This is a genomic window from Xanthomonas sp. D-109 (assembly GCF_017746095.1).
GTDB classification, from domain to species: domain Bacteria; phylum Pseudomonadota; class Gammaproteobacteria; order Xanthomonadales; family Xanthomonadaceae; genus Xanthomonas_A; species Xanthomonas_A sacchari.
In genome coordinates, this window is the sequence record NZ_JAGHWV010000008.1 from 214,235 (window position 1) to 234,327 (window position 20,093).

Here is a 20,093-nt window from a genome sequence, read left to right on the forward strand (position 1 = left end):
GCCACGGCACGCGTGGTGAGCGCGTCCGCCGGCACGCGCGTGCTGCGTCTGGCCCTCGCGCTCGCCCTGGCGCTGCACGCGACCTCCGGCTGGGCGGTGCTGCCGGCGACGCTGGTGTACTGGGTGCTGGTGGTGCTGGTCGCCGCCGCAATCGATCACGCGATGGCGCGCCGCACGGTCGGCAGTGCCGCGGCGGCGTCCATGGACTCCGTCAGTGGCGAGGCCGGCGCCGCGCCCGCACCGGCGCGGTTGCCGCCGCCAGCGCAGCCGGTCATCCCACCTGCGGCGCTGCGCGCGCGGCAGTCCGGTCCGCGCCAATGGCGCCGCCATCTCGAGGACATCGTTCCGTTCCCGGAGGAGCGCTTCCCGCGCCAGGGCATCTGCACCACCTCCGAACTGGTGCTGTACGCCGGCGATGCGCTGGTGCTCGCCTTCCATCCTGCTGCCGACGGCCCCGCACAATGGCGCTGCGACGTGCTTGCGCCGGGCGCGACCCAGCCGCAATGGCTGGACGTGGCGGCGGACGTCGAGTGCGTGGTGTCGATCGCGCAGACCGGCGTGTACTCGATCGGCATCGGCCAGGCCGAACTGCATGTACCCGGTACGGTGGCGCTGTGGCGACGCGTGCCGGAACCGGAACGGCTGGCGTGGCCGGTGCAGCCGCTGCGCGGCGCCCCCTTGGTCTATGCGCAGCGCTACGACGGCACCCTCGCCATCGATGACGCGCCGGCTCTGGATGCATGGCCGCTGGCGCAGTTGCCGCTCCGTTGCGTGGCACGCGCGCCGGCGGGAGCCGCGTTGCTCTTCGCCAGCGTCGATCGGAGCTGGGATGTGCCTGGAGCATCCGACGCCGCGGTGGCGGATCCAGCGGATGGCGCGATCGTGCATCGCCACTTCCTGCAGCTGAGCCAGGGTGACGTCCTGGTGCTTGAGGCGGTGTGGACATCCGCCCTCTTCGGCCAGCCACTGCCGGTGCCCGGCGGCACCCGTCCGACCGACGGCGAACTGCGGCTGTTCGCGCTGTTGCACGGGCCGCAGCTGGCGGCCTTGCATTCGTCCGCGACTGCGCCGACATGCGTGGAGGTGGTCTGTCCGGTCGACGGGCTGTATTGCCTGGAGTTGTGGTTGTCCGGCCCGGCGTCGTGGCGCGATCGTGCTGTGGAGACGTTGGTCGATCTGCGGCTGTGGGGCGCCTTCGTGCAGCGCCCGGCGCGGCTGCGCGCTTTTTCCCTGCAACAGGTGTGGGTCGGCGATCGGGGCCGGCAATGTCTGCCGGTGCCGGTGCCGTGAGCGTCGCCGCGTCGGTGGTACGGCGGCTCGGAGGCAGCACGGCTAACATGGCGATTCCTGGAATCGCGGAGCACGCATGATGGAGCGCCTGGCGCGCGTGGAGGCCTTTCGGCAGCGCTTCGGCCTGCGCCTGCCGATCCTGCTCAGCCCGATGGCCGGCGCCTGCCCGGTGCCGCTGTCGGCCGCGGTCGCCGCGGCCGGCGGCATGGGCGCGATGGGCGCGGTGCTGTCCGCGCCGCAGGACATCGGGGCGTGGATGGGCGCATTCCGCGCCGCCGGCGGCGGGCCGGCGCAGGTCAACCTGTGGGTGCCGGATCCGCCGCCTGCGCGCGATGCCGCCGCCGAGGCCGAGGTGCGCGCCTTTCTCGCTGCGTGGGGGCCGCCGGTCGAGGCGGCGGCCGGCGACGCGGCGCCGGCCGACTTCGACGCCCAGTTCGAGGCCTTGCGGGCGGCGCGGCCGGCGGTGGCCTCGTCGATCATGGGCCTGTTCCGCCCGGACCAGGTGCAACGCCTGCAGCAGGCGGAGATCGCCTGGTTCGCCTGCGTCACCACCCTGGACGAGGCGCTGGCCGCGCAGGCCGCCGGCGCCGATGCGGTGGTCGCGCAGGGGGCCGAGGCCGGTGGCCACCGCGGCGCCTTCGAGCCCGCCAGCGCCGAGCGGCAACTGACCGGGCTGTTCGCGCTGCTGCCACGGCTGGCCGACCATCTGCGGATCCCGGTGATCGCCGCCGGCGGCATCGGCGACGGCCGCGGCATCGCCGCCGCGCTGACCCTGGGCGCGAGCGCGGTGCAGATCGGCACCGCCCTGCTGCGCAGCCCGGAGGCGGCGCTGGCACCGGCCTGGGCCGACGCGCTGGCCAGGGCCGAACCCGAACAGACCACGCTGACCCGCGCCTTTTCCGGCCGCCTGGGCCGGGCGTTGGTCACCGACTACGTGCGCGCCGCCGCCGCGCCGGACGCGCCGCCGCCGCGGCCGTACCCGGTGCAGCGCGGGCTCACCGCACCGATGCGCCAGGCCGCGCAGCGCGCCGACCGCCTGGCGGCGATGCAGGCCTGGGCCGGGCAGTCGGCATGGATGGCGCCGGCCGAGCCCGCCGCGACATTGGTCGCGCGCTGGTGGACGCAGGCGCAGGCCCTGCTGTGAGCGCGCAGGTCTTCCACCACGGGCAGCCTGCCGGCGCCGAGCTGCTGGCCGCGGTCGCGCTGGTGAACTACGGGCATTTCAGCACCATGCAGGTGCGCAGTGGCGCCGTGCGTGGGTTCGACCTGCATCTGCAGCGGTTGCAGCAGGCCAACGCGGCGCTGTTCGGGAGTGCCTTGCCGCATGAGCGCGTGCGCGACGAGCTACGCGCGGCGCTGGCCGCCTTCGGCACTGGCGACGCCTCGCTGCGCGTCACCGTGTTCTCGCCCGCATTCACGCTGCGCCGGGCCGACGCCGACTGCGCCGTGGAACTGCTGGTGTCGCTGACGCCGCCGACACGGGCCGAGGCGGCGCCGCTGCGGCTGCGCAGTAGCGTATTTGCCCGCGAGACGCCACACATCAAGCATGTCGGCACCTTCGCCGCCTTCCACCAGCGCCGCCTGGCGCAGCAGGCCGGCAGCGACGACGCGCTGTTCGTCGACGCGCAGGGGCAGGTGGCCGAGGGCCCGACCTGGAACCTGGCGCTGTGGGACGGAGCCTGCCTGCACTGGCCGCAGGCCCCGGCGCTGCATGGCACCCAGCAGCGGCTGCTGCAGGCGGGCCTGGAGGAGTTGGGTGTGGCGCAAGGAGTGCGGTCGCTGTCGCTCCAGGAACTTGGGCCCGACGTGGCCGCCTTCACCTGCAACGCCCGCGGCCAGCAGCCGGTGGCGGCGGTGGACGGGCGCGCGCTGCGTCCGGCCGCGGATCTATTGGCCATGCTGGAGGCCGCGTTGCACACCCAGCCCTGGCAGGCGATCTGAGCACTCCGTGGACGGCCATCGCGGCATGGCTGCCGCTCCTGGCGAATCCCCAAATCTCGAATCCCCAATCCCGCGGCCGCAGGCCACGGCCCAGACTTGGCAGAGCCGGAGCCGGCCGCTATAATCGTCGGTTCACCGCGCCATCCTGGCGACTGGGCAACACCGGAAACTCACCATGGTCAAGATCCGCCTCACCCGTGGCGGCGCCAAGAAGCGCCCCTTCTACCACATCATCGTCACCGACGTGCGCAGCGCGCGCGACGGCCGCAACATCGAACGCGTCGGTTACTACAACCCGGTCGCCCAGGGCGCCGAGCCGCGCGTGGTGCTGGACCTGGCCCGCGTCGACCATTGGGTGTCCAATGGCGCGCAGCTGACCGACAAGGTGCGCAACCTGTACAAGGAAGCCACCAAGAACCAGGCCGCCGCGGCCTGATTCCGCGGGCCGCGCCCGGCGCGCGGCCCTTGCGTTTGCGCCAATGAAAGACAGCCAGCGCCGCATCCTGCTCGGTCGGGTCCTCGGCGCGTTCGGCATCCGTGGCGAGGCCAAGCTCGAGTCCTGGACCGAGCCGCGCCTCGCCATGTTTCGTTATCAGCCCTGGATCGTGCGCAAGCCCGATGGCAGCGAGAGCAGCCTCAGCGGCGTGCGCGGCCGCGAGTCCGGCAAGTACCTGATCGCCACGCTGCCCGAGGTCACCGACCGCGACGCCGTGGAAGCCCTGCGTGGCACCGAGATCTACGTGGCGCGCAGCAGCCTGCCGCCGCCGCGCCCGGACGAGTACTACTGGGTGGACCTGGAAGGCCTGGACGTGCGCACCGTCGACGGCGTGGCGCTGGGGCAGGTGTCGCACCTGTTCTCCACCGGCGCCAACGACGTGCTGGTGGTGCGCGGCGACCGCGAACGGCTGGTGCCGTTCGTGCAGCCGGACTACGTCAAGTCGGTGGATTTCGAGGCCAACCTGGTCGTGGTCGACTGGGACCCCGAGTTCTGAGTGAAGCGGCCATGCGGCCGCTTTTGCTTTTGCCTTTCCCATTCCCCATTCCCCATTCCCGGCTCCCCATTCCCAGCCTCATGCGCATCGACGTCATCAGCCTGTTCCCCGAGTTCGTCGCCCAGTGCGCCGGGTTCGGCGTGGTCGGGCGTGCGCAGGAGCGCGCGCTGCTGGACCTGCACGGCTGGAACCCGCGCGACTACGCCAGCGGCGGCTACCGCAAGGTCGACGATCGCCCGTTCGGGGGCGGTCCGGGCATGGTGATGATGATCGAGCCGCTGCAGGCCTGCCTGCAGGCGGTGCGCGACGCCGATCCGCAGCCGGCGCCGCTGATCTACCTGAGCCCGCAGGGGCGGCCACTGACCCAGGCCAGGGCCCGCGAACTGGCCGCGTTGCCGCGGCTGCTGCTGCTGTGCGGGCGCTACGAGGGCGTGGACGAGCGCTTCGTCGCCGCCGCGGTGGACGAGGAAATCTCGATCGGCGACTACGTGCTGTCCGGCGGCGAACTGGCCGCGGCGGTGCTGGTGGATGCGGTGACCCGGCTGCAGGAGGGGGCGCTGAACGACGCCGAATCCGCCGCCCAGGACAGTTTCGAGGGCCCGGACGGCCTGCTCGATTGTCCGCACTACACCCACCCGCGCGAACACGCGCTGGGCGAGGTGCCCGCGGTGCTGCGTTCCGGCAACCACGCTGCGATCGCCCGCTGGCGGCGCATGCAGGCGCTGGGGCGGACCTGGCTGCGGCGCCCGGAGCTGCTGGACGAGGCCGCGCTGAGCGCGGCCGACCGGCGCCTGCTGCAGGAATTCCGCCAGGAGCGGGAGGCAATGTTGGCCGCCGAACAGGAAAATCCATCCAGGCCCTAGCCATTGCCGCCGGGCTGGGTTAAAATGCCCGGCTTTCCGGCCAGTGCGTTCCGTGCTTGGCCCATCCGATATCGCGCAATCGCCGTGCGGCGACTGCCGGACCACCTCACCAGACACAAGCGGTGCCCACCATGAGCAAGCTCAACAAGACCATCCTGGCCGACTTCGAAGCCGCCCAGATCCAGCGCAAGCTGCCGGAGTTCAACCAGGGCGACACCGTCGTCGTCAACGTCAAGGTGAAGGAAGGCAACCGCGAGCGCGTGCAGGCCTACGAAGGCGTGGTGATCGGCACCAAGAACGCCGGCCTGAACTCCTCGTTCACCGTGCGCAAGATCTCGCACGGCTACGGCGTCGAGCGCGTGTTCCAGACCCACAGCGCCACCATCGACTCGGTCGAAGTGAAGCGCCGCGGCAAGGTCCGCGCCGGCAAGCTGTACTACCTGCGTGGCCTGGAAGGCAAGGCTGCCCGCATCAAGGAAGATCTGGCCGCCGCTGCGCAGGCCAAGGTCGCCCGCCAGGCCGCCGCTGCCGCCGCCAAGGCCGAGTAATCCCCGGCGACCAATCGGTCGCTGCCGCAACGGCCGCCTTCGGGCGGCCGTTTGCGTTTGTGGCGTCGGCCGTTGTGTCGGCCTGTTATGTCAGCCAAGGCCGCGCGCGATGCCTTGTAGGATCGGCTTCAACCGCGACAAGCTCGACCGGATCAAGGCCGATCCAGGCGCGTAGCGGCAATGGCTTTGCGGGGAATGCCGTCGCGGCTGAAGCCGATCCTACGCGAGGATGGTGCGATACGCGGACGGTCACTCAGCGCGCCGGATCCTGCGCCACCGCCACGTCGGCGACCGGCGCCGGCGGCTGCACCGGCACTTCCGCCGGATGCGCCACCGTCTCCGGCGGCGCGGGCGTCAGCATCCGCGCGGTGCGCCAGTTGCCCCAGCGGTAGTACGCCAGCGACACCAGCATCGCGCAGGTGGCGCTGGTCGGGAAGCTCCACCACACCGCATCGGCGCCCAGTTGCGGCTGCAGCAACTGCGCGAACGGCACGCGGATGCCCCACAGCGACAGCGCCAGGATCAGCAGCGGCGGGATCACCGCGCCGGTCGCGCGGACCACGCCGGAGATCACGAAGGTCACCCCGAAGAACAGGAACGACCACACCGCGATGTGGTTGAGGTGGCGCGCGATCTCCAGCGCCGCGCTGTGCGGCGGCAGGAACAGCGCCAGGGTCCAGCGGTCGAACAGGATCAGCGGCGCGATCAGTGCGCCGGTCAGCAAAAAGTTGAACAGCACGCCCTTGCGCGCAGTCGCCGCGACGCGGTCCCAGCGCTGCGCACCGACGTTCTGCGCGGCCATCGACGAGCAGGCCGCACCGATCGCCATCGCCGGCATCTGCAGATAGGCCCACAACTGCAGCGCTGCGCCGTAGGCCGCGGACGTGTCGGTGCCGTAGCCGTTGACCAGGGCGATCATCACGATCATCGCCAGCGAGATCAGCACCATCTGCAGGCCCATCGGCACGCCCTTGACGATCAGCGCGCGCAGGATCGGCAGGTCGAGCCGGAACAGCCGCGCGTCGCGGCGGCCCAGCCACAGCACGTGGCGCTTGTGGCGCAGGTACAGCAGCAACCCGGTCAGCGACACCGCCTGCGCGATCAGCGTGGCCCAGGCCGCACCGGCGATGCCCAGCTTGGGGAACGGCCCCAGCCCGAACAGCAGCAACGGGTTGAAGCCGATGTCCAACGCCACCGACAGCAGCAGGAAGCGGAACGGCGTGCGCGAATCGCCGGTGCCGCGCAGCGCCGCCGACAGGAACGCGAAGGTGTAGAGCAGCGGCATCGCCAGGAAGATCACCCGCAGGTAAGCCTCGGCCAGCGGCAGCGACGCCGCCGGCGTGCCCATCGCCGCCAGCAGGTGCCGCGCCAGCCACCAGCCGCCGGCGGCGATCAGCACCGAGATGCCGATGAAGAAGGTGGCGCTGGTGCCCATCACCCGCCGCGCCTGGGCCACGTCGCCGCGGCCCATCGCCTGGCCGATCAGGATGGTGGCGGCCATGCCAATGCCGAACACCGAACCGATCAGGAAGAACATGATGCTGTTGGCGTTGGCCGCGGCAGTGAGCGCCGCTTCGCCGAGATAGCGGCCGATCCACACGGCATTGACCGACCCGTTGAGCGACTGCGCGATGTTGCCGGCGAGGATCGGCAACGAGAACAGCAGCAACTGGCGGCCGATCGGGCCTTCGGTGAGCGCGGCAGGCTTGGTCATCGCGGGTCGGGATCGAGCGTGAGCCGGCCACACTAGCACCGACGGATGTCGGCAGGGCGATGGGCGGACCGGGATCTGTAGCGTTCGTGCAGCAGAGGGGCTGTGGGGCTGGCCTGCGCCGCCCCACGGCGGGTGGCGTGGGCCGTCACGCGTGGCGGCCGGTCCTGCCCGAGTCGCGGTAGTGCGCTTGCGCCGAGGATGGGCGCGCGTTCGGCATGGGTCGCGTCATGCGCCTGGTGTGGGTGTGGAGCAAAGCCAGCGCCAGCCTGGGACAGTAAACCTGGGTGAGCCACACCCACGGTGCGCCTGCCTCGAGTTCGCGCGCTACCTGCCAACGCATTCATCCTGAAGGGGCGTATCCCTGTGGGCGCGGTGCTTGCATTGGTGCGATCGCATCGCCATCTGTGCGGAAAGACGTGCGCGCCGCCCATTCACTCTGCCGGTGCCATGGTGTCCGATCCGGCGTGCCTGCAACCCCAACGCGAGTGATGTCGAGCAACGCAATGAATGAATCTGTCGTGCAAGCTGCCTCGGTGCGCCTGGATGTCTGGCTATGGGCCGCGCGCTTCTTCAAGACCCGCAGCCTGGCCAAGCAGGCCGTGGAAACAGGCAAGGTGGACGTGGCCGGGCAGCGGCCCAAGTCATCGCGCGCGGTGCGCGTGGGCGAGCAGGTGCGGGTGCAGCGTGGCGACGAGCTGTTCGAGATCCAGGTGCTGGGGCTGAGCGATACGCGCGGTCCTGCCAGCGTGGCGCAGGCGCTGTACCAGGAAAGCGAGGCGTCGCGCGAGCGCCGCGCCCAGTTGCGCGCGCAGCGCAGCGCCGAGCGCAACGGCTACCAGGCACCCGAGGGCAAGCCGGACAAGCGCGCGCGGCGGTTGATCCGCGCGTTGGGTGATCTGGACGCGCTGTAGCCGAACCTGCGTCGCCGTGCTTGGCCGGGCGGCGTTGCGCTGATCTTGGTCAGAAGGCGGGCTGCGGCCTGTAAGCCGCGCGCGTCGATGGCAGTGGCGACGCGTCCGGTATGCCGGAGTCGCAGCTGAAGCGGCTCCTACGAGGAGGCTTTTGCCGCCGCCAATGCCCGGTATTCCCGATCCAGCCGCTCCACCGACGCCTGCAAATCCGCTGCGGCGCCGTCGTTGACCACCACGTCGTCGGCAATGGCCAGGCGTGCGGCGCGGGTGGCCTGCGCCGCCAGCATGCGCTGCGCCAGGTCGGCGGTGATGCCGTCACGCTGCATCAGGCGGGCGTGCTGCATTGCCTCGGGGGCGTCGATCACCAGGATCCGGTCGAGCCAAGGATAGGCGGCGCGTGCGCCGACCTCCGTGAGCAGGGGAATGGCCGCGATCGCGTACGGTCCTGCGGCTTCGCGGCACTGTTGCTGCAGTAACTGGCGGATGGCGGGGTGGGTGATCGCTTCCAGGTCGCGGCGTGCCGTCGCGTCCTCGAAGATCCGCTGGCGCAAGGCCGCGCGGTCCAGGTTGCCATCGTCCTGCAGGATCTGCGGCCCGAACCGCGCCACGATCTGCGCCAGCGCCGGATGCCCGTGCGCGACCACCGCACGTGCGGCGAGGTCGGCATCGGCGACGACGATGCCCCTGGCCTCGAAGCGGCGACTCAGTTCGCTCTTGCCGGAGGCCACGCCTCCGGTCAGGCCGACGACGAAATCAGTCAAGCCGTGGGCTCCGTCAGCGCAGTCCCGACCAGCGCATGTAGGTCTCGACGATCTCCGTGCCCCAGAAGAAGGTGATCCAGCCGGCGATCGCCAGGTACGGGCCGAACGGGATCGGCGTGGCGCGGTCGCGGCCCTTGGCTGCCAGCCACAACGAACCCAGGATCGCACCGACCAGTGAGGAGATCAGGATGGTCGGCAGGATGCCCTTCAGGCCGCACCAGGCGCCGATCGCGGCCAGCAGCTTGAAATCGCCATGGCCCATGCCTTCCTTGCCGGTGATCTGCTTGAACAGCCACCACACCGACCACAGCGAGAAATAGCCGACCGCCGCGCCGAGCAGGGCAGGTTTGGCTGGCATGTACAGGTTGTCCATGCTGCCGATCAGACCGAGCCACATCAGTGGCAGGGTCAACTGGTCCGGCAGCAGGCGGGTGCGCAGGTCGATCCCGGACAGCGCCACCAGGAAACAACTGAACACGATCGCGCCGAAGCCCTGCCAGCCGAAGCCGAAGCGCCACACGCTGGCGACCACCAGCAAGCTGGTGAGCAGTTCCACCAGCGGGTACTGCGGCGAGATCGGCGCATGGCAGTAGCGGCACTTTCCGCGCAGCGCCAGCCAACTGAACAGCGGAATGTTCTCGAACCAGGCCAGCTTGTGCTTGCAGTGCGGGCAGTGCGACGGCTCCACCACGATGCCGGGCGGCGGCGGATCGTAGATGTCCGGCAGCTCCAGGATCTCGCGCGAATCGCGCTTCCACTGCCACTCCATGCGCTTGGGCATGCGCAGGATCACCACATTGAGGAAGCTGCCCACCAGCAAGCCGAGTCCGGCCGCGGCCGGAAAGCCGAGACCGGGGTGTTGATCGAGAAATGCCATTAATGCTTATCCAACGACGGAGGCCAGCTTGAAGATCGGCAGATACATGCCGATGACCATGCCACCGACGATGGTGCCGATGAACACCATGATCAGCGGCTCGATCAGGCTGCTCAAGGCATCGACCGCGTTGTTCACTTCCTGCTCGAAGTACTCGGCCACCTTGAACAGCATGGCATCCAGCGCGCCGGCCTCTTCGCCGATGGCGGTCATCTGGATGACCATGTGCGGAAACAGATTCGTCTGCTTCATCGCCACATTGACCGGGTAGCCGACCGCCACGTCGTCGCGCATGCGCAGTACGGCAGTCTCATAGACGCTGTTGCCGGTGGCGCCGGCGACGATGTCCAGCGCTTCCACCAGCGGTACGCCGGCACGGAAGGTGACCCCCAACGTACGCGAGAAGCGCGCCACTGAACTGTTGTGCATGATCTGACCGATGATTGGCACCTTGAGCACCAACCGATCCATTCCATGCTGCATCGCAGGCGAGCGTTTGTAGGCGAAGATGAAGCCGCCGATGCTGCCGATCAGCCCAATCAGCATGACTAGCCAATAGGACACCATGAAGCGCGAGGCTTCCACGATCATCTGAGTGAAGGCGGGAAGCTCTGCGCCGAAACCCTTGAACACGTCCTCGAACTGCGGCACCACCCAGACCAGCAGGATGGAGCTCACGATCAGCGCCACAGCCATCACCATGGCTGGATAGAACAAGGCCTTCTTGATCTTGCCCTTCAGTGCCTCGATGTTTTCCTTGTAGGTGGCGACCGTCTCCAGCACCGTCTCGAGCACGCCGGCGCCTTCGCCGGCCTTGACCAGATTGCGGTACAACTCGTCGAACTGAACGGGATGCTTGCTGACCGCTTCATAGAGCGAGGAGCCGCCCTCGATATCGGTGCGGATCTGATCGACCATCTTCTTCATCCGCGGGTTCTTGTGCCCGCTGGCGATGATTTCCAGTGCGCCCACGATCGGGACGCCCGACTTCATCATCGTCGCCATCTGGCGGCTGAAGAAAGCGATGTCCTTTGGGGTGATCTTTTTGCCCGCCGCGCCGAACAGCGGTTTGGGTTTGGGTTTGACGACCGATGGCGTGATGCCCTGGCGGCGCAGTTCTGCGCGCAACAGATTAGCGTTCTTGGCGGTCTGCTCGCCCTTCATCTTGACGCCGCGCTTGTCGGTCCCCTCCCAGACGAAGGGCATCTGCTGACTGGTATTGCGCGCGACCGGCTCTTTCTTGACTGCGCTACGAGTTGCGGACATCAGGTGGTCTCCCCCGTCCGGCCATCCCCGGGCGGACATGCAGAGCATGGTATCGGTTTCCTTGGCGTCTGGCACCCGGAGGCCCGCTGCGTTTGCACGATCCTTCGTCCATTGATGTGACCCTCGGCGTCACTTTCTGCCGAAATTTGGCAGAGGGTCCATTCTGTCGCAAATTGCCGATTTATCTGCCTCTTGCCGCGCCTGATAGGGCATGATGCGCCACGAGGCATGAAGCCGGATAGCGTGGGAAGTTGGCACGCATTCTGCTTGTATCACCTCGCACGTGGCGCTTCGCCGCGGCGCTCGGGGAGTAGATCCGCGGGCGAGTGCCTACATCACCACACCACTTCACATTCCATCTCTAGGGGCATGTTATGAAGAAACAGCAGGGCTTTACCCTGATCGAACTGATGATCGTGGTTGCGATCATCGCCATCCTGGCGGCCATCGCGCTGCCGATGTACCAGGACTACGTGGCCAAGTCGCAGGCCACCGCTGGTCTGGCCGAAATCACTCCGGGCAAGACGCAGTTCGAAGTCAAGAAGAACGACGGCAGCACCCTTTCCTCGCCGACTCAGATTGGCTTGCAGGCCAGCACGTCGCGTTGCGCCATCACTGTGACCAATACCACCATTGCCTGCAGCCTGAAGGGTAACGCGAGCAAGATCCAGGGCAAGATCATCACCCTGACCCGTGCAGACAGCGGTACGTGGACCTGCAGCGGCGGTGCCCTGGACGCGAAGTACAAGCCGACTGGTTGCACCTAATAATATTAGGCACAGTTGATGGAAAAGCCCCGCTCTATGCGGGGTTTTTCTTGGGTCGAAATTGGATTTCGAATCTTCTGGAGCAACCATTCCATGAAGAAACAGCGTGGCTTCTCCTTGGTGGAGCTTATGATAGTGGTCGCAATCGTTGCCATCCTGGCCGCGATTGCGCTTCCGCTTTACCAAGGGTATGTGGCGCGTGCGCAAGTGGCGAGCGCGCTGGATGAAATCACCATTGGCAAGGTGGGCTACGAGACGCTCATTAGTCAGGGGGCGGGAGATTCGAGTTACACCAACGATCGGCTAGGGGTGCATACCTCTACCGTGCGTTGTAGCCAAATTAGCGTGTACGCTCCGTCGGGCGGTTCCGCCATGCCTGCGATTTCCTGCAGCATGGTCGGTTCCAGTGGGGTGGACGGTGAGGTCATTAGATGGGATCTGGCTAACGATGATGTGTGGAGCTGCAGCACGACCGTCGATGCACGATATGCACCCGTCGGATGTAAGGTCATCTAGTTCGTGGCGCAGGGTTGTGTCTGACGTTTCTTCGTATCGAGGTCATGCCGAGTGAAGTCGCGCTTTTTCTTCTTGTGCGCTTTGTGTGCCGCGATGGTGGCCTGTGCCGTCTTCATTCCGGGGGTCGGCGGTGGTTTTCTGTTCGACGATTATCAAGCGGTCGTTTCGAATCCGCAGATTCATCTTGATCACTTGACGATTGAGGGTCTCGTCGCGGCATGCAAGGCTTATGGCGGTCCCTATGGTCGGCCTGTTGCGACGCTGAGTCTGGCGTTAAGCTACTGGTTGCACGGAATGGACGCGTCGGCCTTCAAGGTCGGGAACCTTGCTATTCATTTCATCAACATCGTGCTGTTGAGCTACTTGCTGCGTAGCTTGCTTCAATTGGCTTGGCCTTCTCTCCAGGAAAAATCCAGGGATCGGTATTCTCTTGTGATTGCCTTGGCTTGGGGATTGCACCCTCTCCAAGTATCGGCGGTGCTCTACGTCGTGCAGCGTATGGAGCTGCTGGGATATACGTTTACTTTTCTATCCCTTCTTGCATACGTTCATGCCAGAAATAAGCAGATCCTTGGGGAGCGATCTTGGCCGCTGTTTGTGATAAGTGGCTTGGCTTGCTTGCTCGGGCTGTTGTTCAAAGAAAATGCAGTGCAGTTGCCGCTCTATACGTTGGTATTGGAAGTGGTGCTATTGCGTTTTAAGGCGGGTCGCAGCGCTGCTTCCTCTTTTCTCAAGTTGAGCTATGCAATTGTTTTTTTTGTTGGCGTATCGGCATTTGCATGGTTTGTGTCGTCGCGCGCCGCAGATCAATTTATTGTGCGTGACTTCGGGATGTGGGAGCGTGTAATCAGTCAATTCCGCGTCCTGCCTATGTATCTTTACTGGGTGATCTGGCCATCGCCAAGTAATTTGAGCTTCTATCACGATGACTTTTTGCCATCCCAAGGATTGCTTGCCCCATGGACCACGCTTGCGGGTCTGGCGCTGTTGGCATGTCTTGTTGCTTTGGCTGTTTTGACGCGCAAACGCTTTCCGCTCATATCTCTTGCCATTCTTTTCTTCTTTGCATCACATGCAATCACTAGCGGGCCGCTTCCCTTAGAGCTGGTTTTCGAACATCGCAATTACTTTGCGCTGCTTTCTCCGCTTCTGGTGATCGCATCTTTTGTGCGATGGGGAGTCGAATCCGGACAGCGTTTGGTGGCGTCTACGCTGGTCGTGGCCTTGTTGATCGGTTTTGGCTTCGCATCTGTTTTGCGTAGCGCTACCTGGGGGAATCCCGAGCTCTTCGCCAACTCAGCCACTATCGACAACAAAAATTCCGCCCGCGCTGCGTATGAGTTGGCAACTATCTACTTGCAGAAGTCGGGAGGGGACGTTAATTCGCCTTCCTACATGTTGGCAATGGCTGAATTGGAAAGAGCGGCGATGTTGCCTCGTTCGTCTCCGCTTCCGGAGCAGGCAATCATTGTGACCAAGATAAAGCTCGGGCAGCCGGTGGAATCGGAATGGTGGGTTCGTATGATAGGGAAGTTCAAGCATCAGGCCCTGAGTCCTCAGGCATTTAGTGCTTTCTATACGCTGCAAAGTGAGCGCATGGATGGTGTGGAAATACCTGACGACAAATTAAAAGAGATCAGCGAGACATATGTCGCGCGCCAGCCAAATTCTTTTGAGGCGCACATCCTGTATGCAGATTATGCCGGAAGGGTGTTGCGCGATTTTGATTTGGCCGCTCGTGAGTACTGTGTTGCGATAAAGTTGAAAAAAGACGATCCTGGCTATGGATTGCGTTTGACTTCTTCGCTGGTCAAGCAAGGGCGAATTGGCGAGGCCAAAGCTTTGGCTCCATGCGTCCTGTCGGCTCAACCTGCAGGGAACATATCAGTTGGTCGTTAGGAATTGCCGGGAGTTGATTTCTAAGCTTCCATGGTGCTGAGGATATCTTTCCAGCTTGATGTGATGCTTGCCTCTCCTAGATGCTGGATGTAATAGGATCGCGCTTTTTTGCCCAATTCCGATCGAAGTTGGGAATGCTCGGCTAGCGATAAGATTCCATTCGCAATGTCCACGGCTGTTGCATGGACAGTGTGGGCTGGGATGGGGGGGCAGCCTTCGGGAAGGCTATAAAACTCCTGCGTCACGATAGGCTTGCCAGCGGCAAGTGCAATATATATCTTCAAAGGCAGTACGCGGGCTGCCTTGTCGCGTCCGCCGAAGACGCCTAGGCAGATGTCTGACTCAACGATATGTCGTTTGATATCATGGAGTGCCATCCAGGTGCGTAGCCATTTCACCCGGGGATGGTTCGTTAGATAAGTTTCTGCTGCTTCTGCCGCTTGCCCATCTCCAATAAGCAGGAATTCGAGATTGGTGCGATCGCGTAGTAGCTCGATTGCCTGCGCGATTTTTGTCGTGCCTTGCAAGGGAACGAAGGTTCCAAAAAATAGCACCCGAATGGGGGCATCTTTTCGCCGACTGTGGACCATTCCCATGTCTGTAGTTATGTCTTCGGGCATGGCGAGCGGCAGGGCGTGTATGCGGTGGCGCTCTACGTTGAATGTTGCGGCGACGTGGTCGGCGTTTTTACTGGTGTCGACGATCAATCCGTCGGCGCATTTCAAAGCGCGTGATTCGAACCTTAGTACCAGGTTCGACAGCCATCCTCCACGTGTCCCGCCTAGCCCCCGATCCTGATAGATCGTATCCCAGATCGTGATGTATGCATCACATATGCATCGCGGCCTTAGACCTCGAGGAACCCAAGATAGTAACCAGAGTAAAAGCGCGCCCGGGTAAGGGATGTAGACCAAGTCATTGCGTCGAGTGTGTACTAGTATCTTGAGAGCAGATTTCGCGTTCCGAACTGCTAGTCTGCTTAAGGCGACAGCCGCTTGCCAGCGGGGAAGTTTCGTCAGTTTCCAAAGATGGAACTCTTCCGGAAGCCAGTAGCAGAGATCCATGACCTCTATGTCCGCGTTTCGAAGAATGCGCAGGGTGTTCCATGCATTGGGATAGCCGTTGCCGCGAAGTGCGGCTCCACCAACGATCAGCCTCCGGGGGCGGTCGCGGGTGCCGGGCGATGTATTGTTTTCGCTCGATGGCGGAAGAGGGGTCACTGGATTCGGTTCTCTTCGTGCACAAAACGAGTCGTCACTAGTGACAGCAGGAAGACAAGAATATCTCCCAGAACACTGGCACCTCTGGTCAGGAGTACGAGCAGCAGGATCTTTTCCTGATTGTGCTGGTTTTCAAGGATGAGCAGCATGATGCCTTCACGTGCGCCCAATCCTGCTGGTGCGCCCGGAGCAAGGAAGCCAAGTGTCCAGGAAAGCGCGAAGGCCGCAATCGCCATGGCAAGGTCAACATCTGCTCCAAGGCTCCCGGACAGCAACCATATTCCGGTTCCAACGGCCAGAAAGTTGGCCATATAGGCTAAGAGGGCAGTCAATGCGATCTTTGGTCCTGGCAAGCCACCGGCTCGTCCAAGGATTCTCAATATCCATAGCTTGCTTCGTTCGAGTGATGCTGCGGAGAAGTCGAGGCAGAGCAGACCGGCGCCCGCAAAAGCGGCAAAAGACAGGGCATAGAGGGTCTTGGCGTGCCCGTGTGAGACGAGCGCTTGCGCCCCGTTCGGCGATAGTGCCAGTGCGGCTGTGCCCACGCAGAGGCTTGCGGCGACGGTGAGGAGTGCTTCCTGACCGGCGGTGATGACGTAGACTTTCGCGGTGATGCCTTGCTTCATGGATAGCGCGGCACGAGACACATGTTGAGCAATATTGCCTGGAATGTACTTGGCTAGTTGGGTTAGGCCGATGATGCTTGTGAGCAGAATTGCCGAATACACCTGGCCCTGTCTTATGAGTAGCTGCTTCCAGGCAAAGCCTGTCAGTGGGTAGATCAGACAGTAGCAGAGGGCAGCGGCTAGGGTGGCAAACATCACTTCCCGGTTCGACAGCGCGCGGCGGATTTCCTGGATGCCAAGATGCGTCGCAGCAAACCACAGGACATAAAACGTCAGTGCCGCCGCGAGCAGCCTGGATGCCCAGCGCCAAAGGGAGTTCATCGTTTCCTAGCGGCGATCAGGTAGCCGCTGCCCCAGTCCGTGTTGCGCGCAAGCGATTGCATCGCCATTGCCGTGCGCAAGCCCAGGCGGCCTGGCAATGACGAGATCAGCGTGGCCAGGCGAGAATAGTCTCGCCGATCGATGCCGCTGGCATGCGTTGCGGCCAGCTTTGACAGGTCACCACGCTCCTCAATCATTCTCCGATAACTGAATTCCCCAATCCATTCAGTCAGGTTCGCGACGGGGAAGCCGTAGCACTCGAAATGCACGCAGTCCAATTGCTGCGATTCGAGCAGGCGCGCGAGGCTGTCGCGATCATACCTGCGCCAATGGCCGGCCCATTCATCGCCTGCACCCCAGCGCTGCGGGTGCGCTGGCACAGACAGCACCATGGTGCCACCCGGCGCGAGCCAGCCTTTCCATTCTTCCAGGGCTGCACCATCGTGCTCGATATGCTCAAGTACATCGAAAGCGCATACGACAGCGAATTTTTCGGCCCAGCTATCGCCAGCGCTTTCTTCTATGGTGTGTCGTTCCTGATCGAGTGCCGCAATCGTTCGTGCCACTGCAAGTGCGGATTCGGAGCTCTCCAGACCAGTGGTCTGAAACCCGATTCGATCGAAGTCGCACAGCAGTGCGCCGGCGCCGCATCCCACCTCCAGCAGATGTCCTCGTGGCAGGCGCTTAGCGATCTCAAGCACTCTCGCTCTCCGCAGCAGGTAACGGATGGGTGGCGTCCATCCTGCTTCGGGGGCAAAGATGCCCAGCGATGTCGAGTAAATCATGGCTTCTGCTTTAGGAGGAACATCAATGATCGCGACGATAGGTCAGATTGGTGATTTGTTCTGAGATCAGTCCGATCAGAAAAACGATGACTGCAGCGCTGAAAAGCAGCGCGCTCATGTTGGTAAAACGATGCATCGTCGCGAATGTGTAGCCGTAGTAGGCCAGTCCAGTGACGAAGAAAGCAATGGAAACCGGAACGAATAACTTCAGGGGCGAGTACAACGTTGCGATCTTGAAAATAATGAGCAGGAACCGGATGCCGTCTTTCAAGGGCCTGATATGGCTCGCGGTCCCTACACGTTTTGCGACTGGGATAGGCACATACGCAACGGGATAGGCGCTTCTGAAGAAGGCCATGGTGCTTGTGGTGGGGTAGCTGAAGCCATTGGGAAGCAGATGCAAGAACTCTCGAAATCTTTCCGCGCGGACGGCGCGAAAGCCCGAGGTGAGATCCTTGACATGGAAGCCCGTCATGCGGCTCGCGAGCCAGTTGTAGAAGCGGTTGGCGAAGCCGCGGTGAATGCTCGCCTGGCCGCTACGGTCACGTGCCCCAACGACCATGTCGTAACCCACATCGAGCATCGCCAGAAGTTTGGGGATGTCTTGGGGGTCGTGCTGTCCATCCGCATCCATGAATACCAGGATGTCGCCGGTAGCCGCGCGCGCGCCTCGCTTGATCGCGGCACCATTGCCCATGGAGTAAGGGCTGCCAAGCACGCGTGCCCCATGCTCGCGCGCGACTTGGGCCGTCGCATCGGTGGAGCCGTCGTCGACGACGATGACCTCCGCTTCCGGTAGGCAGTCGCGCAGCTTTGGCAACGTGCGCGCCAGTCCCGCGACCTCGTTCTTGGCCGGGAGAATAATGCTGATTCTGTCCACTGATCGTTCCCCTTTCCCCGCTCGATATGTTAGCCCTAGTCGCCGCAGGATTCATGACGGTGAAGAGGTGGCATCAGATGCATCTTGCCGGATATGCAGTATCTTTGCCGCTGGCACGGAGAACTCGGACATGAACGTAGCTGTATCGGCCAACCTAGTCGGCATCACCGGGATCGCCCGCCGCCTCGTGCAAGACGGGGCGCTCGAGGAAGCCGTAGCGCGGACCGCCATGGCCCAGGCGGCCGAGGCGAAGGTGCCGCTGCCGCAGTGGTTCTCCGAGAAGAAGCTGGTCACTGCCGCACAGCTGGCCGCCGCGAACGCGGTTGAGTTCGGTATGCCGTTGATGGATGTCTCGGTTTTCGACGCCAGCCAGAACGCGATGAAGCTGGTCAGCGAGGAGTTGCTGCAGAAGTATCAGGTGCTGCCCTTGTTCAAGCGCGGCACCCGCCTGTTTGTCGGCATCAGCAACCCGACCCAGACGCGGGCGCTGGACGACATCAAGTTCCACACCAACCTGACGGTGGAGCCGATCCTGGTCGACGAGGATCAGATCCGCCGGACCCTGGAGCAGTGGCAGGCCAGCAACGATTCCCTCGGCAGCGCGCTGGGCGACGACGAGGGCATGGACAACCTCGATGTCGGCGGCGGCGACGAGGACATGGGCGGCGGTGGCGACACCGGCATCGACGCCAAGGGCGAGGACACCCCGGTCGTCAAGTTCGTGAACAAGGTGCTGGTCGATGCGATCCGCCGCGGCGCGTCCGACATCCACTTCGAGCCCTACGAGGACGACTACCGGGTGCGTCTGCGCATCGACGGCCTGCTCAAGAGCGTGGCCAAGGCCCCTGTCAAGCTCAACCAGCGTATCGCCGCGCGCCTGAAGGTGATGGCGCAGCTGGATATCGCCGAGAAGCGGGTCCCGCAGGACGGCCGCATCAAGCTCAATCTGTCCAAGAACAAGCAGATCGACTTCCGCGTCAGCACCTTGCCGACGCTGTTCGGCGAGAAGATCGTGCTGCGTATCCTCGACGGCAGTGCGGCCAAGCTGGGCATCGACAAGCTCGGCTACGAGCCCGAGCAGCAGAAGCTGTTCCTGGATGCGATCCACAAGCCGTACGGCATGGTCCTGGTCACCGGCCCCACCGGCTCGGGCAAGACGGTGTCGCTGTACACCGCGCTGGGCATCCTCAACGACGATACCCGCAACATCTCCACCGCCGAGGATCCGGTCGAAATCCGCCTGCCCGGGGTCAACCAGGTGCAGCAGAACAACAAGCGCGGCATGACCTTCGCCGCGGCGCTGCGCTCGTTCCTGCGCCAGGATCCGGACATCATCATGGTCGGCGAAATCCGCGACCTGGAGACTGCCGAGATCGCGATCAAGGCCGCGCAGACCGGCCACATGGTGCTGTCTACCCTGCACACCAACGACGCGCCGCAGACCATCGCGCGCCTGATGAACATGGGCATCGCGCCCTACAACATCACCAGTTCGGTGACCCTGGTCATCGCCCAGCGCCTGGCGCGGCGCCTGTGCAACAACTGCAAGCGTCCGGTCCAGTTGCCGGAGAAGGCCTTGCTGGCCGAAGGCTTCACCGAGGCGGAAATCGCCGCCGGCGTCCAGCTGTACGAGGCGGTCGGCTGCGACGAGTGCACCGAGGGCTACAAGGGCCGCACCGGCATCTACCAGGTGATGCCGATGAACGACGAGATCGCGGCGATCGTGCTGCAGGGCGGCAATGCCATGGACATCGCCAGCGCCGCGCAGAACATCGGCGTCAGGGACCTGCGCCAGTCGGCCCTGCTCAAGGCCCGCAACGGCATCACCAGTCTGGCCGAGATCAATCGGGTAACGAAGGATTGAAGGCTGGGAATGGGGAATGGGGATTGGGGAATCGGAAAAGCGGCTTTCCCAT

At 64.2% G+C, this 20,093-nt stretch carries 20 protein-coding genes; 12 read left to right on the forward strand and 8 right to left on the reverse strand.

Features of this window, described 5'->3' with window-relative positions; all coding sequences use genetic code 11:
* Window positions 1–15: 15 nt before the first annotated feature.
* From J7357_RS09105 to rplS, 7 genes are all read left to right on the forward strand, one after another.
* Window positions 16–1,290, forward strand: coding sequence for a hypothetical protein (locus J7357_RS09105; RefSeq protein WP_209245870.1), 1,275 nt, complete (start codon window positions 16–18; stop codon window positions 1,288–1,290).
* Window positions 1,291–1,369: 79 nt separating this feature from the next.
* The gene (locus J7357_RS09110) at window positions 1,370–2,434 is read left to right on the forward strand and encodes a nitronate monooxygenase (RefSeq protein WP_209245975.1); all 1,065 of its coding nucleotides are present in this window, start codon (window positions 1,370–1,372) and stop codon (window positions 2,432–2,434) included.
* On the forward strand, window positions 2,431–3,231 hold the full coding sequence (locus tag J7357_RS09115; protein ID WP_209245871.1) for an aminotransferase class IV family protein: 801 nt from the start codon (window positions 2,431–2,433) through the stop codon (window positions 3,229–3,231). Before J7357_RS09110 ends, J7357_RS09115 begins: the two co-directional genes overlap by 4 nt.
* A gap of 175 nt (window positions 3,232–3,406) precedes the next feature.
* Window positions 3,407–3,667: a 30S ribosomal protein S16 gene (rpsP, locus tag J7357_RS09120; RefSeq protein ID WP_010342240.1), complete on the forward strand. Its 261-nt coding sequence runs from the start codon at window positions 3,407–3,409 to the stop codon at window positions 3,665–3,667.
* Between the two features lie 43 nt (window positions 3,668–3,710).
* Window positions 3,711–4,223 carry a ribosome maturation factor RimM gene (rimM, locus tag J7357_RS09125; RefSeq protein WP_209245872.1) on the forward strand — a complete coding sequence of 171 codons (513 nt, stop codon included), beginning with the start codon at window positions 3,711–3,713 and terminating at the stop codon, window positions 4,221–4,223.
* 80 nt (window positions 4,224–4,303) lie between these two features.
* Window positions 4,304–5,086, forward strand: a complete 783-nt coding sequence (gene trmD / locus J7357_RS09130; protein WP_209245873.1) for a tRNA (guanosine(37)-N1)-methyltransferase TrmD — start codon at window positions 4,304–4,306, stop codon at window positions 5,084–5,086.
* A 131-nt stretch (window positions 5,087–5,217) separates the two neighbouring features.
* Window positions 5,218–5,634: a 50S ribosomal protein L19 gene (gene rplS, locus J7357_RS09135; protein ID WP_010342237.1), complete on the forward strand. Its 417-nt coding sequence runs from the start codon at window positions 5,218–5,220 to the stop codon at window positions 5,632–5,634.
* Window positions 5,635–5,887: 253 nt separating this feature from the next.
* Here rplS and J7357_RS09140 read toward each other — a convergent pair whose 3' ends face one another.
* The gene (locus tag J7357_RS09140; RefSeq protein ID WP_209245874.1) at window positions 5,888–7,348 is read right to left on the reverse strand and encodes an MATE family efflux transporter; all 1,461 of its coding nucleotides are present in this window, start codon (window positions 7,346–7,348) and stop codon (window positions 5,888–5,890) included.
* Between the two features lie 503 nt (window positions 7,349–7,851).
* Between J7357_RS09140 and J7357_RS09145 the strand changes: the two genes are divergently transcribed.
* On the forward strand, window positions 7,852–8,259 hold the full coding sequence (locus tag J7357_RS09145) for an RNA-binding S4 domain-containing protein (protein WP_209245875.1): 408 nt from the start codon (window positions 7,852–7,854) through the stop codon (window positions 8,257–8,259).
* A gap of 137 nt (window positions 8,260–8,396) precedes the next feature.
* Here the strand turns inward: J7357_RS09145 and coaE are convergent, their stop codons facing one another.
* Genes coaE through J7357_RS09160 form a run of 3 tightly spaced genes read right to left on the reverse strand, consistent with a single transcriptional unit; the run spans window position 8,397 to window position 11,163 of the window.
* The gene (gene coaE, locus J7357_RS09150; protein ID WP_209245876.1) at window positions 8,397–9,020 is read right to left on the reverse strand and encodes a dephospho-CoA kinase; all 624 of its coding nucleotides are present in this window, start codon (window positions 9,018–9,020) and stop codon (window positions 8,397–8,399) included.
* A 13-nt stretch (window positions 9,021–9,033) separates the two neighbouring features.
* A complete protein-coding gene (locus J7357_RS09155; RefSeq protein ID WP_010342233.1) occupies window positions 9,034–9,897 on the reverse strand; it encodes an A24 family peptidase in 864 nt (287 codons plus the stop codon).
* A gap of 6 nt (window positions 9,898–9,903) precedes the next feature.
* Complete coding sequence (locus J7357_RS09160) at window positions 9,904–11,163, reverse strand: type II secretion system F family protein (protein WP_209245877.1); 1,260 nt, start codon at window positions 11,161–11,163, stop codon at window positions 9,904–9,906.
* A 374-nt stretch (window positions 11,164–11,537) separates the two neighbouring features.
* Here J7357_RS09160 and J7357_RS09165 point away from each other — a divergent pair, with 374 nt between their 5' ends.
* From J7357_RS09165 to J7357_RS09175, 3 genes are all read left to right on the forward strand, one after another.
* Window positions 11,538–11,930: a pilin gene (locus J7357_RS09165; protein WP_209245878.1), complete on the forward strand. Its 393-nt coding sequence runs from the start codon at window positions 11,538–11,540 to the stop codon at window positions 11,928–11,930.
* Window positions 11,931–12,023: 93 nt separating this feature from the next.
* Complete coding sequence (locus J7357_RS09170; RefSeq protein WP_209245879.1) at window positions 12,024–12,446, forward strand: pilin; 423 nt, start codon at window positions 12,024–12,026, stop codon at window positions 12,444–12,446.
* Between the two features lie 51 nt (window positions 12,447–12,497).
* Window positions 12,498–14,345, forward strand: a complete 1,848-nt coding sequence (locus J7357_RS09175) for a hypothetical protein (protein WP_343237402.1) — start codon at window positions 12,498–12,500, stop codon at window positions 14,343–14,345.
* Window positions 14,346–14,365: 20 nt separating this feature from the next.
* Here J7357_RS09175 and J7357_RS09180 read toward each other — a convergent pair whose 3' ends face one another.
* The 4 genes from J7357_RS09180 to J7357_RS09195 form a co-directional block, all read right to left on the reverse strand.
* Window positions 14,366–15,409, reverse strand: a complete 1,044-nt coding sequence (locus J7357_RS09180) for a glycosyltransferase (protein ID WP_244667406.1) — start codon at window positions 15,407–15,409, stop codon at window positions 14,366–14,368.
* Window positions 15,410–15,561: 152 nt separating this feature from the next.
* Window positions 15,562–16,512 carry a lysylphosphatidylglycerol synthase transmembrane domain-containing protein gene (locus J7357_RS09185; RefSeq protein ID WP_209245881.1) on the reverse strand — a complete coding sequence of 317 codons (951 nt, stop codon included), beginning with the start codon at window positions 16,510–16,512 and terminating at the stop codon, window positions 15,562–15,564.
* On the reverse strand, window positions 16,509–17,297 hold the full coding sequence (locus J7357_RS09190; protein ID WP_209245882.1) for a class I SAM-dependent methyltransferase: 789 nt from the start codon (window positions 17,295–17,297) through the stop codon (window positions 16,509–16,511). Before J7357_RS09190 ends, J7357_RS09185 begins: the two co-directional genes overlap by 4 nt.
* A gap of 22 nt (window positions 17,298–17,319) precedes the next feature.
* Window positions 17,320–18,177 carry a glycosyltransferase family 2 protein gene (locus J7357_RS09195; protein WP_209245883.1) on the reverse strand — a complete coding sequence of 286 codons (858 nt, stop codon included), beginning with the start codon at window positions 18,175–18,177 and terminating at the stop codon, window positions 17,320–17,322.
* Window positions 18,178–18,307: 130 nt separating this feature from the next.
* Between J7357_RS09195 and pilB the strand changes: the two genes are divergently transcribed.
* The gene (gene pilB, locus J7357_RS09200) at window positions 18,308–20,041 is read left to right on the forward strand and encodes a type IV-A pilus assembly ATPase PilB (protein WP_209245884.1); all 1,734 of its coding nucleotides are present in this window, start codon (window positions 18,308–18,310) and stop codon (window positions 20,039–20,041) included.
* Window positions 20,042–20,093 lie beyond the last annotated feature (52 nt).

Coding starts and splice junctions, on each gene's coding strand:
- J7357_RS09110 (WP_209245975.1), top strand. CDS start 1,370: ATGGAGCGCCTGGCGCGCGTGGAGGCCTTTCGGCAGCGCTTCGGCCTG.
- rpsP (WP_010342240.1), top strand. CDS start 3,407: ATGGTCAAGATCCGCCTCACCCGTGGCGGCGCCAAGAAGCGCCCCTTC.
- rimM (WP_209245872.1), top strand. CDS start 3,711: ATGAAAGACAGCCAGCGCCGCATCCTGCTCGGTCGGGTCCTCGGCGCG.
- trmD (WP_209245873.1), top strand. CDS start 4,304: ATGCGCATCGACGTCATCAGCCTGTTCCCCGAGTTCGTCGCCCAGTGC.
- rplS (WP_010342237.1), top strand. CDS start 5,218: ATGAGCAAGCTCAACAAGACCATCCTGGCCGACTTCGAAGCCGCCCAG.
- J7357_RS09140 (WP_209245874.1), bottom strand. CDS start 7,348: ATGACCAAGCCTGCCGCGCTCACCGAAGGCCCGATCGGCCGCCAGTTG.
- J7357_RS09145 (WP_209245875.1), top strand. CDS start 7,852: ATGAATGAATCTGTCGTGCAAGCTGCCTCGGTGCGCCTGGATGTCTGG.
- J7357_RS09155 (WP_010342233.1), bottom strand. CDS start 9,897: ATGGCATTTCTCGATCAACACCCCGGTCTCGGCTTTCCGGCCGCGGCC.
- J7357_RS09160 (WP_209245877.1), bottom strand. CDS start 11,163: ATGTCCGCAACTCGTAGCGCAGTCAAGAAAGAGCCGGTCGCGCGCAAT.
- J7357_RS09165 (WP_209245878.1), top strand. CDS start 11,538: ATGAAGAAACAGCAGGGCTTTACCCTGATCGAACTGATGATCGTGGTT.
- J7357_RS09170 (WP_209245879.1), top strand. CDS start 12,024: ATGAAGAAACAGCGTGGCTTCTCCTTGGTGGAGCTTATGATAGTGGTC.
- J7357_RS09180 (WP_244667406.1), bottom strand. CDS start 15,409: ATGGATCTCTGCTACTGGCTTCCGGAAGAGTTCCATCTTTGGAAACTG.
- J7357_RS09185 (WP_209245881.1), bottom strand. CDS start 16,512: ATGAACTCCCTTTGGCGCTGGGCATCCAGGCTGCTCGCGGCGGCACTG.
- J7357_RS09190 (WP_209245882.1), bottom strand. CDS start 17,297: ATGATTTACTCGACATCGCTGGGCATCTTTGCCCCCGAAGCAGGATGG.
- pilB (WP_209245884.1), top strand. CDS start 18,308: ATGAACGTAGCTGTATCGGCCAACCTAGTCGGCATCACCGGGATCGCC.